At 40.3% G+C, this 15,611-nt stretch carries 13 protein-coding genes; 2 read left to right on the top strand and 11 right to left on the bottom strand.

The window, feature by feature from the left end; genetic code table 11:
* Nucleotides 1-57 precede the first annotated feature (57 nt).
* The 3 genes from ACCB35_RS10220 to ACCB35_RS10210 all read right to left on the bottom strand — a co-directional run bounded on the left by ACCB35_RS10220 (nt 58) and on the right by ACCB35_RS10210 (nt 1,825).
* Nucleotides 58-855: an alpha/beta fold hydrolase gene (locus tag ACCB35_RS10220; protein ID WP_374056761.1), complete on the bottom strand. Its 798-nt coding sequence runs from the start codon at nt 853-855 to the stop codon at nt 58-60.
* 437 nt (nt 856-1,292) lie between these two features.
* Nucleotides 1,293-1,586, bottom strand: a complete 294-nt coding sequence (locus ACCB35_RS10215; RefSeq protein WP_374056760.1) for a TIGR04104 family putative zinc finger protein — start codon at nt 1,584-1,586, stop codon at nt 1,293-1,295.
* A gap of 62 nt (nt 1,587-1,648) precedes the next feature.
* Nucleotides 1,649-1,825 carry a hypothetical protein gene (locus tag ACCB35_RS10210; RefSeq protein WP_374056759.1) on the bottom strand — a complete coding sequence of 59 codons (177 nt, stop codon included), beginning with the start codon at nt 1,823-1,825 and terminating at the stop codon, nt 1,649-1,651.
* A 176-nt stretch (nt 1,826-2,001) separates the two neighbouring features.
* Between ACCB35_RS10210 and ACCB35_RS10205 the strand changes: the two genes are divergently transcribed.
* Complete coding sequence (locus ACCB35_RS10205) at nt 2,002-2,778, top strand: MBL fold metallo-hydrolase (RefSeq protein WP_374056758.1); 777 nt, start codon at nt 2,002-2,004, stop codon at nt 2,776-2,778.
* A 38-nt stretch (nt 2,779-2,816) separates the two neighbouring features.
* Here the strand turns inward: ACCB35_RS10205 and ACCB35_RS10200 are convergent, their stop codons facing one another.
* From ACCB35_RS10200 to ACCB35_RS10190, 3 genes are all read right to left on the bottom strand, one after another.
* Nucleotides 2,817-3,422 carry a YitT family protein gene (locus ACCB35_RS10200; protein ID WP_374056757.1) on the bottom strand — a complete coding sequence of 202 codons (606 nt, stop codon included), beginning with the start codon at nt 3,420-3,422 and terminating at the stop codon, nt 2,817-2,819.
* Between the two features lie 212 nt (nt 3,423-3,634).
* Nucleotides 3,635-4,342 carry a DNA alkylation repair protein gene (locus ACCB35_RS10195; protein WP_374056756.1) on the bottom strand — a complete coding sequence of 236 codons (708 nt, stop codon included), beginning with the start codon at nt 4,340-4,342 and terminating at the stop codon, nt 3,635-3,637.
* A 51-nt stretch (nt 4,343-4,393) separates the two neighbouring features.
* Nucleotides 4,394-5,467, bottom strand: a complete 1,074-nt coding sequence (locus ACCB35_RS10190; protein WP_374056755.1) for a bifunctional transcriptional activator/DNA repair enzyme AdaA — start codon at nt 5,465-5,467, stop codon at nt 4,394-4,396.
* Between the two features lie 220 nt (nt 5,468-5,687).
* Here ACCB35_RS10190 and ACCB35_RS10185 point away from each other — a divergent pair, with 220 nt between their 5' ends.
* Nucleotides 5,688-6,602 carry a hypothetical protein gene (locus ACCB35_RS10185; RefSeq protein WP_374056754.1) on the top strand — a complete coding sequence of 305 codons (915 nt, stop codon included), beginning with the start codon at nt 5,688-5,690 and terminating at the stop codon, nt 6,600-6,602.
* Between the two features lie 45 nt (nt 6,603-6,647).
* Here ACCB35_RS10185 and ACCB35_RS10180 read toward each other — a convergent pair whose 3' ends face one another.
* From ACCB35_RS10180 to ACCB35_RS10160, 5 genes are all read right to left on the bottom strand, one after another.
* Nucleotides 6,648-7,253, bottom strand: a complete 606-nt coding sequence (locus ACCB35_RS10180; protein WP_374056753.1) for an alpha/beta hydrolase — start codon at nt 7,251-7,253, stop codon at nt 6,648-6,650.
* Between the two features lie 14 nt (nt 7,254-7,267).
* Entirely contained in the window at nt 7,268-8,248 is a 981-nt protein-coding gene (locus ACCB35_RS10175; protein ID WP_374056752.1) for a ring-cleaving dioxygenase, read from the bottom strand.
* 268 nt (nt 8,249-8,516) lie between these two features.
* Complete coding sequence (locus ACCB35_RS10170) at nt 8,517-9,362, bottom strand: STAS domain-containing protein (protein ID WP_374056751.1); 846 nt, start codon at nt 9,360-9,362, stop codon at nt 8,517-8,519.
* Nucleotides 9,363-10,320: 958 nt separating this feature from the next.
* Nucleotides 10,321-13,767 carry a methionine synthase gene (gene metH / locus ACCB35_RS10165; RefSeq protein ID WP_374056750.1) on the bottom strand — a complete coding sequence of 1,149 codons (3,447 nt, stop codon included), beginning with the start codon at nt 13,765-13,767 and terminating at the stop codon, nt 10,321-10,323.
* Nucleotides 13,748-15,598, bottom strand: a complete 1,851-nt coding sequence (locus ACCB35_RS10160) for a bifunctional homocysteine S-methyltransferase/methylenetetrahydrofolate reductase (RefSeq protein WP_374056749.1) — start codon at nt 15,596-15,598, stop codon at nt 13,748-13,750. The genes metH and ACCB35_RS10160 overlap by 20 nt, the downstream gene beginning before the upstream one ends.
* Between the last annotated feature and the right edge of the window lie 13 nt (nt 15,599-15,611).

The raw sequence follows: 15,611 nt of genomic DNA, 5'->3' as shown, positions 1-15,611 counted from the left end.
AACATGAAGCTATACAAAAAATCCCATTCCAATGAAGAAATGGGATTTTCATTAATTTTATTGCACCCTGCGCAATGGAACATCTTGGTTCTTATAAATGAAATCAAGAGCAAGTCGATTAAATTCATTTGGCTTCTCTACATTACATACGTGTCCACAATCCTCAAGAAACACTTTCGTGGCTGAAGGGTCTCCCATTGTATCCTGATCAAGCGACCGAACAAACAGATGATCTTCTTTCCCGGATATATAAAGCTTAGGTACATGAGAAGCCCTTTCCTGCACAGAAGCGTAAGTTGATTTCACAAACGGTGTCAGACGATACCACCCGAGAAAATCATTACGATTCATTTTCTTTGCTTCGCGTATGAATAACTTTCTGGAAATTCTGTGATTGCTTTTAGGCATCATGATGTAGGCGAAAATTTTATATAACCACATGAAAGGAATCATATTTTTCACTGCATCACCAATTTTAAGTAGTGTATTGGATAACAAATTGAATCTAGTGATACATCCCCCTAATACGGCACTTTTCACTCGGTTTGGAGCAGCCTGTAATAAAGCGTGGATTAGAACCGATCCTAAAGAAATTCCGATAAAATGAGCACGTTCCACTTGAAGATGATCTAATACCTTAAAAACTTCACGAACATTTAAATCAATTGTGAATTTTTCATTGTATGATTCTACACTTGGGGACTCCCCATGCCCTGGCAAATGAATCGTTATCACATTATAATATTTTTTGAAAATATCGAGCTGCTTGCCGAATATTCTCGAGTTCCCTCCAATGCCATGAAGGAACACCACATATTCTTTGCCGACTCCTTGGTGAACTTTGTATTCTAGCATCAATTCTCTCCTTAAAACAGCACAACCTACCAAAAGAATGAAATGAATCAGCCAAATATTCGAGAACCGTTTTACTTCTATTAACTATTCATTAATTTGAAAATCGATTTTCAATACTATTGCTTGATGCATTCTAAACTCTTGAAGCCTTACCTTAATTATCTTTCATTCTATACTATCAGCCGTCGCTTTGTCATATAATTGCTGAAGAAATTCCGAACATTTTGTGATAAACAGGAACGAACATCCATCATATTACATTTATTGTCTTACATTTATTGTCCTTTAGCTATCTTGATTTTCAGCCCGGTGACATGAAGTCTATAATTCCTTCACCATCATGACATTCTTGAACTTACTAACTAAAACCCAATTCCTTTTGGAGATCTTTCAATGGCTGAAAAAAGAGCTACCTATTTCGGCAGCTCTCTTTATGTTTAGTTTTTATACTCGTATTTAACGAACAACGGTAAAATCAACGAGACTATAAACGCCAAACCAACGATCACACCAAAAGTCACCGGCTTTGATAGCCCTTTATCGGGTGCAATCAATAATCCGAATACAACCGCTGGAACGATGATGAGAAATGAAACAAAAAATTTCGAGGCAAAATTTATTGTATGCTTCTTCCCACATTGACTGCATTCAATAGGTTTATAAGATCTCCAAATGGAGAATAATATCTCTTTCCATTGAAACTGATTGTTACATACATTACACTTCTGCAAAGCATTTCCCCCTGTGAATAATGATTCTACTCTCTAGTCTACCATTTTTAGCATTGGAGGAGTTACTTTTCTTCACATGAAACATTCCAAGAAAGGATCCCTTCTTTCACTTCTGCTAATCCCTCATTGTTCTCACATGCTTCAATGGCCTTTTTCAAACCCATCTTATCTAGCATTACGATAGTAATCACCATCAGAATCGTAAGGATTACAAGTAAAGACTTCTGTTTCACCTTCATACATTGAAAACCCCTTCAAAAAATGTCTGATATTTCCCTTATAGAAAATTATACCATATACACCTTTCCATTCGACCTTTAACAGGAAATTCGTACATAAATATGTATTCATGCAGGAATTTAAAACTTTCATTCGAATAATGTACTATAACACTTATACATAAGGAGTTACTGCATTGATACAATCATTTAAATTAAACGTTCAAACATTAGGTCAGAAGATGCCCGTTTATATTTTTAAAGTCGATGATGTTCTCGTTGATACGGGACCATACAGTATGAAGAATGAAGTGCGCACTATTTTTAAAGAGCTCCAGATTAAAGAAGTCATTCATACTCATCACCACGAAGATCATACTGGTAATAGTTCATGGATTGAAAGGTTTTACTCCATTCCTCAATGGATCCATCCATTAGGGGTGGAAAAATGCAACCACAGCACTAAACTTCCTTTTTACAGAGCTATGTTCTGGCATAATCGTCCAGCGTTTCACCCGTCACCACTTCAATGGGGAGTATTTGAAACCACTAAACACTCCTTTAAAATTGTTCATACACCGGGACATGCTGAGGATCACATTGTTCTCATTGATGAAGAAAAGGGCATTTGCTTTTCGGGGGATTTATATTTATTCCATTCTCCTACATCTAACTTTTCATTCGAGTCTGTACCGGAACTCATTCGCTCAATAGACAAAACACTTCAGTATTCCTTTCAGGAAGTATATTGTTCACATCAAGGGTACTTGAAGCATGGGAGAAAGCTTTTAGAGAAGAAACTAGCCTATCTTCAAAACCTTCAAGAAGCCGTTATGAAAGCACACCTGGAGGGAAAAACGGCTAAAGAAATTAGAAAGCACCTGCTTCCCAAGAACAAACTTTTTCAATATATTTCACTTTTCGAAAACTCACCGGAACACACAGTCAAATCCATCATTAAAGAAATATCGTAAACAGAAGGTCCGTCCCTCAATAGGGACGGACCTTCTGTTTACTGATTTTCAAGGCGGTTGAGGCTTCGTTTGTATTCCAACTGACAAATGACATCCAGAATTCTTGTTGATATGAATTGGCAGGCTAAGGCAAAAAGAATGATTTTTAAATCTACTACGACTCCTGTCAGTAGTAATACACTGCCATTAATGAAGAATAAAATCTTCCCTGGGGTGTAGCCTTTTAGCTTTGAAATAATAAGTGCTAAAATGTCCATCCCTCCAGAGGATGCTCCCATTCTAAAAAGAATGCCTATCCCTATTCCGAAAAGGATGCTGCCAATCAAGAGATCGACGAAAATAAAGGAAACAGTTCCGATTAAATGAGAATTCAAGAAATTGACTACAAACGACGTGACTGTCACACAATACATGGTCCAAAGTGCATTCTCTTTTCCTAACCATTTTACTGCAGCTAGTAAAAGAGAAGCATTTAACACCCATAGCGTAATGGCAAATGGGACATCCAACAAATAGTTTACTAGCACACTCACACTTGCAGCGCCACCTGAAGGGATTAAATGGGGAAACAAAAAGATAGCCATTGCCAATCCTTGTATGCTTGCTGCTATACCTAAAATAGTACCCTTTCTTACTACATTCATCTGTACATTGCTCCTGATTCTGTTAAGGACTCTATTTCATAGTCTAGTAGCTATACACTTCTTCTGCAACAGAGAAATGAAAATGACCGGTTGTTGACTAATTGAAATTCTTCCTATATTAGTAGTATACATTTATTGAAAATATGGTTATTGTACCGTCAGCTCTGCCAAATAAATTCAATATAGCTCCTTTCCAATCTCCCTTTACCTATTTAACAAATGCATGTCTTTCTTTTCACTCCGACCCTGTCTTTATCCTCTATCTTTTTTATATAGGTGGCCGCTACCGGTACTTTACATGCTGTATTACCAACATCGACATGTACCTTCCCAATTTTATTCGCCACTTGTTTTGCGTCATCTAACAACGGGGCTACATGTGCTCCAACTGAAATGACGAATCCATTCATTACGTAGCGTACTCTATTTCTCTCTTTATGTATCGTTTTTTCGATATGTTTCAGATACTGTTTGATTTCGTCTATATTGATTTCTTGGTCTGGGGTAATACTAATATACCCTGCATAGGCACTCCAGCCAGCCGTTGCCGTCATTTCATTTTCCGATTTGATCCACTCATTCGCTAATTCAATAGCGTAGTCGCTCTCTGCGGTTATATTAGCAACCGTGTATTCAGCCAGCATATACCAATCTGCTTTATTGACCCAATCCTGTAAGATTCCTTTATTCATTTCTTTAGGATTTACAGATAATCCTGCCAGGTACATGGCATCGAAATTTCCCGATTCGTACAGGCTGAATGCAAGGCCTTGCTCTTTTTTCACATGTTTCACCAGTTTTTTTATATCTCCAATTTTCACTCCGAATATTGGTTCATGTGCGCCGTGACGTAAATATATATTCTTGGTCTGTTCGTTGCCCATCTCTTCAAGTGCTGCCATTACTTCATCAAATTTCATGCTTGACCACCCTTTTATTATTTTTGATCAATTGTATTCTTCACTATAGAGTTAGTTGGTGAATGATCCCTTCATTTCCTCATTTATCTTACATTCGTGTTCAATCAACCATTTCTTCCGGTTAAGACCACCAGCATAGCCGGCAAGATCTCCATTCGCTCGTATCACTCGATGACAAGGAATGATGATGGCAAGCTGATTACACCCATTGGCCCTTGCTACTGCTCGAACAGCTGCCGGACTGGAAATACTTTGAGCGATCTCAGTGTAGGATCTGGTTTGTCCAAATGGGATTCTTTGCAATTCGCTCCAAACGTTTTGTTGAAAAGGTGTTCCGTTAATTTTCAACTTTGTTTGGAAGGCTGATAAAGAGCCCTCAAAGTAGGCATTCAATTCCTTTTCGATGGAACGAAGTGGCTCGGTAGAACCGGGAACGATTGCCGCCTTTGTTTTCTCCCTCAATCTCTTCACTTCATTCTCCAGACCGCGTCGGTCAACAAATTCCAGCAAGTATAAAGACTCTTCATCTGAAATTCCAATCATCGGTCCAAGTTTCGTATCAATCCAAGCTGCTTTTAGTATGTGCTGGTGATGAGACAAAGCGGGCGGCGTTCCCATAATGCTCGAAAATGCATCTCTGAATCCGCTGCTTGATTCATATCCAGTTGCAAGTTGAGCATCCATCACCATTGAGCCTGATCTGATGTGCTTCATGGCAATTCCCATCCTCCGTGCTCTGGCATATTCTACAAAGGTCATACCGAACCGCCTCTTAAATTGACGCCGTGCAGTAGATGCATCTATGGATAGCTCCTGAAAATCCTTATCCTTCCAACGTTTTTCAGGATTTGCTTCCACAGCCTCTACCAGAAGCTTTACTACATTTGAGATACTATTTGGGTGCGTTAGGGGCTTACACCTTTTACAAGGTCGAAACGACGCCAGAAGGGCTTGTTGAGCTGTTCCAAAGAATTCACAGTTTTCAAATTTAGGTTTTCTAGCCGGACAAGTCGGGCGACAAAACACACCTGTCGTTTTAACCCCTACAAAAAAAATCCCTTCGTAATCCGATCTCTTTTCCACTAACGCTTGATAATACTCCCTTTGTAGTTCGACTGATATCATCCTCATTCCCCCACATATTTCATACTTTCTTTATTATAACCTCTATAAAACAACGATGCCGCCGAATATCAGGCATCGATTTTTTTATCTATTTTTCTCCCTTTTTGAGGGACGGACCTTTGTATTCCAACTAATTATCGTAACAAGCAGGGATTCTCTCACCTAATAGATAATGTATTAAGATAGCAAACATCAATACTACGATAAAGGAGCATCTCTTATGAAACTGACATCTGACCAATGGAATACAGCAGCTGCCTATATCAAAACCTATGCAAGACCAATTGAACAAAAGCTATTCAGCTTTTATTTTGAAGAAGGAAGTAAAGAGGAAGCAATCATAGAACTAGCAGAATTTCAAAATTTGGACGGGGGATTTGGCAACTGTATAGAGCCTGATTTTCGATTGGACAATTCATCTCCAATGGCAACAACCGTTGGATTACAGCATGCGAAGGACTTAAAACTTCCATCCGAACACCCCATCGTTCAAAAGGCGATGAGCTACCTGCAAGACACATATGATGAGAAAATCAACGGCTGGCATGCTGTGCCTGAAGAGGTTAATCTGGTTCCCCATGCACCATGGTGGCATTTTGACTCTGAAAAGGGACATAGCGGCGTTCAAACAACATGGGCTAACCCTAACGCTGAAATAGTAGGGTATTTTCATTTATTTAGTCCAGAACACCCTCGTTTAAAAGAATGGACTGGGAAAGCCGTCACAGAGTTAAAGAATCTTTCACACCCAATAGAGATGCATGATTTTCTTTGTTATGATCGACTCCTTTCTGAGGTGAAAGGGGAAACGGAATCCAAAATCTATAAAATCCTTTCTTCTTCAGTACGAAAGACTGTCTGTACGGATCCATCACGCTGGAATGAATATATAGCCAAACCATTACAGGTAGCCAATAGGCCTGCCTCCCCTTTTTATAAAGCGTTAGAAGAGGAGGTACATGTGCAATTGAATGTCGAGATTGGAGCACAACACCAGAAAGGATATTGGCAGCCGAATTGGTCCTGGTTCGGTCAATATGACGAGACATGGCCGATTGCTGAAAAGGAATGGGGGGGAATTTTGACCCTTGGTATGCTACAGGTTTTAAAGGCCTATGAGAGAGTAGAATGTTAAAGGATAATAAAGAATCCGGAAGACTTCCCTTCCGGATTCCAAAGATCATTTAAAGTTGTCTTCAAACCATCGTTTTGCTTCATCTACTTCTTCACGACGAAGCTCATGACCTCCTTCAGTCCAGAACGCTTCCACCTGTGTCCCGGCACCTTGAAGATTTTTCACAAGTTCTTTTGTCTCTTGTAAGGGAATGAGTGGATCACGCTTACCAGCCCCAATGAATACAGATACATCACTTAAGTCTGGAAGCCTGACATTTCGTCTTGGGACCATGGCATGGAATAGGATTCCACCTTTTAATGCATTTTTGTGATGATACATTAAACTTGCCGCGATATTCGCTCCATTGGAGTAGCCTAACGCAACGATATTTTGACGATCGAACCCGTAGTTTTCAGCACTCTCCCCAATGAAATCATTCAATTCCTTCGTTCGGAATACTAAATCTTCTTCATCAAACACACCTTCCCTTAAGCGTGCAAAAAAGCGGGCCATTCCATTTTCATCCACATTCCCTTTTACGCTTAATACAGAAGCACTCGGCTCAATCATCTCAGCCAGTGGTAATAAGTCACGCTCATCTCCACCTGTTCCATGAAGGAGAAGAAGTGTAGGTAAGTCTTTATTTCCTTGTTTAAAAAGATGTTTCATGCTGTCTTCCTCCTCTATTCCTTAGTATCTAATGGTTTTAATTTAGCTTCTATGGAATCTCTTTGCGATTCGAAATATGGTGGAAGAGATAAATTCTCTCCTAAAGTATCAAAATCTTCATCGGTCTCAAAGCCTGGTCCATCTGTTGCCAGTTCGAAAAGAATGCCATTAGGTTCACGGAAGTAAAGGGATCTGAAATAGTATCTTTCAACGAAGCCTGAGTTCGGCAGGCGATTTTGAGTGATCCACTCTACCCATTTACGCAATTCATTTTCATCTTCAACACGGAAGGCAACGTGGTGAACACTTCCTCTTCCCGGTCTTTCTTGTGGAATATCGCTCCGTTCTTCTAAATATACTTCTCCACCAGTACCGCCCTCGCCCGTTTCAAACACACGAATATCAGGTTGTCCATCTACATCGGAGGGAAAGGTTCTAGTTTCTCTAAAACCTAATACGTCTTTCAACACGATTGCGGTGTTTTCCCCTTGCGCAACCGTCAGGGTTATCGGACCTAGGCCCACAATTCCATGCTGGGCGGGTACAGGACTCTTGTCCCAAGGCTTCCCTCCAGGAACTCCTTCGTTCTTCTCATCTGACACAAGCATGAGTCGCTGTCCTTCAAAATCACGGAAGCTTAGTGTTGCCCGACCACTATGGTGAGAAATTTCGTCATGCTCAACACTCATCTCTATAAAGCGATTTTTCCAATATGCTAACGACTCATCCGAGTTTACCCGCAGTGCTGTTAATGAAATACTATTTGTCCCTTTATACGTATTCCCAGCATGTGGAATTTCGAAGAATGTGAGGTCCGTCCCCGGATTTCCTCTTTCGTCTGCATAGAAAAGATGGTAGACGGATGTATCGTCCTGGTTGATTGATTTTTTCACGAGTCGAAGTCCTAGTGTTTTTGTGTAGAATTCATAATTCTTCTTTGCATTTGCTGTAATGGCAGAAACGTGATGCTGCCCTTTAAGTGGTTTCAAGTTCATAGCAGATTCACTCCTTTGTGATTTTCTTGCTTACTTTCTATCTAAATCATACACGAAAATTATCTTTAATTCAAGATATTTTACTTCGAAGTGTTACTTTTGATTTTTCGATTGTATTTTTTAAATTGAATGCTGTTTCTATAAGTCTGTTTTTCGTAAATATTGTTGCTTTTTAACAAAACAAGAGGAGCATGGAAACGAGATTTGAACCGAATGCACCAAAAAAAGCATCCGTACACCGTGTACGAATGCTTTTGATTTAGTTCAATTATATGACTTCATTATTCTTGATGGTCAAAGCCTGTGACAGGGTGGAGGTAATCGTAAGGTTTTCAAAATCCAATCCAAGCTGAACAGCAGTTTGTGCTATCTCTGGACGTAATCCAGATAGGATCGGTTTAACACCGATTAACTGGAGTGCATCAATCAACTGAAAGATTTGATGAGCTACCATCGTATCAATCAATACGACACCAGATAAGTCAATGAACAATTGAGAAACTTCCTTATTTACACATTGTTCCAAAGCATTCTCTAAAATTAATTCAGCCCGGGTTGGATCGATATTACCCACAAGTGGCAATAGTGCTGTATGTGCGTTCAATGATATGACTGGTGAACTTAATTCATTGATCACTTCCTGCTGAGATTGGATCTGCTGCTCCACAACTTCTGTTTGCAGCTCAACAAAACGCAACATAACCCGATCAAATGCTTCAATAATCACTGAATTCCAAAGGCTAAATTGTTCGAATATGTTTTCTTCCATATGAGTTTCGGCATATTCTTTCAAGAATCCCAGGTATTGATCCCTTACTCTCATGAATTCCTTAAGGATATAGTGATTTGGAGTCTCTAAATGTTCTTTATCCTTTGCAATGGTCAAGACCCATTCATCAATACTCTTGTTAAACGTTTCTTTGTCCTCAGCAAATACATTGCAAAGAATTCCGTGAAACTCGAAGTTTTGATTTTTTAAAGTTTCTATCACCTTGGGATCTGAGGAAGAATAAACACCCTTTGTTGTGCTTTTGTCCAAGGAGTTATACCAATCTTCCGTTAATTGACGAGCCTTACTCAACAAGAAAGTATGTAATTCCTGATTTCTATGCATGTATGATTCCTCCTATGATAATCGAACATATTTATATCAATTTCTTCTTCCTGTCTGACGCAATGAGTAGTTGGGAGATCATACTCTTTTTCATGTGTTCTTTCACCATTAAAGAATCGGTCCTTCATTCAGGTTCAAGTTGATCGCTTTTCTGAAATTCCGACATTTTCTTATACCGTCCTTCATTATATATCATATTCATACAAAATTTCCATTCAGACACTCATATCTATGAGCATTCTCATTCTTCTAAATTCATTCCGCTTCTTTGTATACAACTATTTTCTTGCTCTTTGCATTACATATAAAAAACGGATTAATCATAAGTAAATTCTAAATCATTACATTATTTTGTAAAATAGCTCTACAATTCACAATATAAAGTGTATAATGGGGATTAACTGAGAAACAGAAAGCAAGGGTATGTCTCGATATACTATTTCGATGAATATGTATCTCCTACTAGAAACCAACCACAAATCTTAATATGATGTCGTAATCCTACTACTTAGTCATATGTCAAAATAGTTGGGAGCTGATGAGAGAATGAAAAACAATCTGACAAGAAGGTGTATTGAATCACTTGCTATCCAAAGTGCCTATCATTTCTGTGAAACAATAGGACTTAAGCCCAGTTTAGTCAATCTGACGATGATTACAGGATTCTCAGAAGAAAGAATACTGGAAATACTCGAAACAAAGTTTAGTAATCAAAGTGTTAAAACAGAAGATCACTCTTTTTAACTCTGTGTTTCCCCTTTATTACTCTACAAGCCGATTTCACTTCATCCCCTAACCTTTAACTTTAAGTTCTTTCATTTCCAAAAAATCCATTTTTATTTTGAAACAGTGGATCCTTGCCGATCTTACGAACAGCTTAATAAGAATAGACTTTTGAACTTATCGCCATAAGTAAAAAGGCAACTCCACTCTGGAAGTTGCCTTTTTAATATGAATTTCATAATACATTAAAATACCTTGCTTCCGGATGAGCGAAGACCATCGCTGTTACCGATGCTTCAGGTTCCATCATACATCCGTCCGTTAATTGGATTCCGATTGTTTCAGGTTGGATAAGCTTAAACAGTTTCTTTTGATCCTCAAGTTCGGGACAGGCGGGATACCCGAATGAAAAGCGCTGTCCTTGATAATGGGTCCGGAACCGGTCCTGCATCGTAAAATCAACGGGATCAGGGAATCCCCACCTGCTTCTCATCATCTCATGGACTCTTTCAGCCAGTCCTTCTGCTGTTTCTAAGGCAAGAGCCTGCAGGGCGTGACTTTCAAGGAACCTGCCTTCTTCCTTCATCTCACTTGCCCACTGCCTGATTTTCACACCGGCCGTCACCGCAAAGAAACCGACATAATCTATTTCTCCACTTTCTACCGGCCGCAAATAATCTGCTAAACACAAATGCTGATTTCCTGCTTGTCTTGGAAAATGAAATCGTTCTATTTCTGTGGAAGAATCATCCGGGTGATAAATAACAACATCATCTCCATCTGATTGAGCAGGAAAGAATTGATATTTTGCAGATGCCTGAATCATCCCTTCCCTTTTTGCTTTATGGAACAATTCATCAGTTACGCCTTTCAAGCCTACCGTTCGTTCATCTTTTTCTTCCAGTAACCTGGATATTTTCCCCTTGATGCCTAAATGATGCCCCAGAAGCATTTGCTGATTAATATAGGGATGGATTTGATCAAGTGAAAATTCTTTTATGGTATGAGGAATCAGGTCTGACGGGACATGAACCTTAACATCTTTTGATACTGTGGAACGTACTTTGACTGCAACTGACGATCTATCCCGATCTGATGTTTCTTCAATCAAAACAAGCTTGCTTAGCTTTTCACGGCTTTCTTCCTCCAGCTTCAGCCTTGTTTCTTCATGTTGAATCCCATTCATGATGCCAAGTCCATCCATTGCATCCTTGGCATAAAGAACCAGCCCATCGTATTCCCGGCCAATTTTGTTCGTAGTGAATTTTCGTGTTAGTGCCGCACCTCCCACTACTAGAGGAACTGAAATATCAGACTGCTTTAAATCTTGAGCCGTAATGACCATTTGTTGAGCCGACTTTACAAGGAGCCCGGATAAACCTACGATGTCGGGCTTTTCTTCCCGTATGACTTTGATAAGTTCCTGAGGTGTTACTTTAATGCCTAAATCAATCACTTCATATCCATTATTACTGAGGATAATATCAACGAGATTCTTACCGATGTCATGAACATCCCCCTTAACCGTAGCTAAGATCACTTTTCCCTTTGCAGATGAACTTTCCGTTTGTTCCATATGCGGTTCTAAATGAGCAACGGATGCTTTCATGACTTCGGCACTCTGTAATACCTCCGCTACAATCAGCTGGTTATCATTAAACAATCTTCCGACTTCACTCATTCCGGCCATAAGGGGACCATTGATGATATCAAGAGGAGCATCATATTGTTGAAGGGCTAGATTCAAGTCATCAATAAGCCCTTCCTTCGTTCCTTCCACTACATAATGAGCCAGTCGTTCTTCTAAGGTCATTGTGTTTACAGGAACCTTAACTTCTTTCTTTTTCCCTCTATAAAATGCAGTAAATACAGCCAGTGTTTCATCCGTCGTCTCAAATAAGAGCTTCTCAGCCATTCGAACTTCTTCTTCAGGAATAGAGGCAAAGCGCTCTAATTTTTCCGTATTGACTATGGCATAATCCAGCCCCGCTTTGGTACAGTGGTAAAGATATACCGCATTCAGCACTTCTCTCCCAACAGGAGGCAGTCCAAAAGAAACGTTACTAACCCCTAAGATATGAGGGCATTCAGGTAAGGCTTCCTTAATCTGTCTAATCCCTTCAACGGTGGCATTGGCTGATCCAATGTATTGCTGATCCCCTGTTCCCACAGGAAAAACGAGAGGGTCAAAGATGATGTCTTCTGAAGCTACACCATATTTCTCTGTTAACAGTTTATGTGAGCGGATGGCAATTTCTACCTTACGTTCTACAGACACTCCCATTCCCTTTTCATCAATCGTTCCTACGACAACCGCCGCTCCGTATTCCTTCATAAGCTTTGTTATCTTCTCAAACCGCTCTTCTCCGTCTTCGAGATTAATCGAGTTTATGATTACTTTCCCTTGAGAATATTTCAAGGCGGTCTCAAGCACTTTCTCATCCGTTGAATCGATGACAAGTGGAACTTTTACTTTTTTCACCACTTCCTGGATAAATACATTCATATCTTCTACTTCTTCTCGATCGGGATCTGCAAGGCAGATATCGATCACTTGAGCTCCATTTTTCACTTGCGCTCTCGCAATCTCTGACGCTTCTTCTATTTTATTCTCTGCAATCAATCGTTTAAATTTACGGGAACCGATGACATTCGTCCGTTCTCCTACCAGGATCGGTCTTCTGTCTGCATCCTCATAGACGAAGGCTTCAATTCCCGACACTGCATGAGGGTGAGACTCATTGGGTTTACGAGGAGGTAATCCTTTCACCACATCTGAAAGGGCACGAATATGTTCCGGTGTCGTTCCACAGCACCCTCCAACAAGATTCAGCCAGCCTTTCTCAGCAAAACCTTTCATCTTTACACTGAGTGAATCAGCGGTTTCATTGTAATTCCCCTCTTCATCCGGAAGTCCTGCATTGGGATAACAGCTGACATAGGTAGTGGCCAGATTTGATAAGGAGCGAATATGATCGCGCATAAATTCAGGTCCGGTTGCGCAGTTCAGACCAACGACCAAAGGGTTTAAATGTTCTAGGGATAAATAAAATGCTTCGATTGTCTGCCCTGCCAGTGTAGTGCCCATCGGCTCAATGGTTCCGGATAACAAAATGGGGATCTCTTTTTTTCTGGATTCAAAGGCACTTCGAATTCCGAGGTTTGCTGCTTTTACATTTAAAGCATCCTGACTCGTTTCGAGCAGCAGTACATCGACTCCTCCATCGAGAAGTCCTTCTGCTTGAACACGATAGTTGTCTACTAACTCATCAAAGCTTATCCCTCCTGTTACGGATAGGGTTTTGGTAGTTGGACCTAGAGATCCTGCAACAAACCTGGGCCACTCGGAGGTTGAGACATCTCCTGCAGCTTTTTTGGCGATTTCAGCTGCTACTTTATTAATTTCATATGCTTTAGAGCCTAAATCATATTCGTCCAGTACAATGGGAGTTGCACCAAACGTATTCGTTTCAATCACGTCTGCCCCCGCTTTCAAATATTCAAGATGGATTTGATAGATCACCTCTGGCACTGTTAAAACCAGATTTTCATTACACCCTTCAAGCTCTTCTCCACCAAAATCCTCCGACGATAAATTCGCTTGTTGAAGCATCGTTCCCATTGCTCCATCGAGTACGAGTATTTTTTTCCTAAGCTGCTCTTCAAACAAAGTGATGGCCATAGGGAACCTCTCTTTCCGGTTTTGTTTTCTCTTGTATATGTTGAATCAATTCAATGCTCATATCATAACGTACAAAAGGTGTGATAAGGTAAATCCCATTAAACAGATCTATTGCTGTATCAAGTAAGTCTTTGGCTATCTCCATGCCAATTGCTCTTGTAATGACGGGATCACTTCCCGCTTCCTTCATTCTTTGTCTTGTTTCTTCTGGAACGTTGATTCCAGGTACTTCATGATGTAGAAACTCTGCATTTCTTGAGCTGATCAACGGCATGATCCCTATAAAGATCGGAACATCTAAATGCTTTGTAGCTTCATGTACTTGAATCAGCTGCTCTTTCCCAAAGATCGGTTGAGAAATGAAATAGTCAGCACCTGCTTTCTTTTTCTTTTCAAGCCTCTTTACGGAAGCGTCTAAATGACGGAAATTCGGATTGAAAGCTGCACCTACTGAAAACTGAGTCCGTTCCCGGAGTGATTTACCTGAAAAGGATATCCCCTCATTGTTCTGTTTAATCAATTCAATGAGTTCAAGGGAAGATAAATCATAAACGGATGCTGCCCCTGGAAAATCTCCAATCTTGGCCGGGTCACCCGTTATTGCTAATATATTGTGTATCCCTAACGTGTGTAAGCCCATTAAATGAGACTGAAGTCCAATCAGGTTTCGATCCCGGCAAGTGATGTGAACCAGAGGTGTAAGGTCAAACTTGGATCTGACCATGCTCCCAATGGCGTCATTACTTATCCTAGGCGACGCTAACGGATTGTCAGCAAGCGTAAGTGCATCAATTCCAGCTTCCTTTAATGCCTCAGCCCCTTGGAAGAAAAGCTTCGTGTCGAGATGCTTAGGTGGATCTAGTTCAACAATGATCGTTTTCTTTTCTCTTACCTGCTCATGCAGCAAGTTTCCCCTGACAGAAGGTGATGATAACTGAACAACCTTTTTCTTTTTCACCACTTTTTCTTTCACGGGCTCCCGGCTTTTTAACCTTGCAGCTACAGAACGAATGTGATCAGGTGTGGTTCCACAACAGCCACCAATGATTCTTGCACCTTGCAATCGCAATTCGTTGCTTATGTCCCCAAAGTAATCAGGCTCAGCAGAGTAATAGAATCTGCCTTCTTCATAGTTTGGCAGACTGGCATTGGGATAGACGGATAGAAACGCCCGTTTAGGTAATGGAACTTCCTCTAAGGAATTCACCATATGAAATGGCCCCATGCGACAATTGATGCCGACAACATCTGCTCCCAGTAATTCTAATTGTTGAAGGGCATCTCTTATTTCCATTCCATTTTGAAGAACTCCGGTTTCATGAAGGGAAACTTGAGCAATGATAGGAATGTCCGCTTCACGCTTTACAATGTTTAATACAGTTGTCAATTCCTCAAAATCGTAATAGGTTTCAAGTAAAATGCCGTCTACACCCTCTAGTAATAAACAGTATAGCTGTTCCCGGAAGCTTCTCTTGATTTCTTCCAGCGACACATTTTGTTTGATCGCCCTGATTCCCCCGATGGTACCCAGGATATAGGTGTTGTCACCTGCTGCTTTTCTTGCCAGACGAACGGCAGCTGTATTTATTTCCTTTACCGAATCCTCCAATCCGTATCTGGAAAGCTTTTGATAGTTGGCTCCATACGTATTGGTTTGAATGATATCTGCTCCTGCATCAATATACTCTTTATGGACTTTCAACACTTCATTGGGGTGGGATAGATTCAATTCTTCAAAGCATCTGTCCACTCCATATGAATACAAAAGTGTTCCGATCGCCCCATCAGCAATCAATATTCTCTCTTTCAGTGCTTCCAGCAATGGCTTCATGACGTTCCCTCCT

Source organism: Rossellomorea sp. FM04394, assembly GCF_041889765.1.
GTDB lineage: Bacteria > Bacillota > Bacilli > Bacillales > Bacillaceae_B > Rossellomorea > Rossellomorea aquimaris_B.
This window is presented reverse-complemented; position numbering and strand designations above follow the sequence as displayed.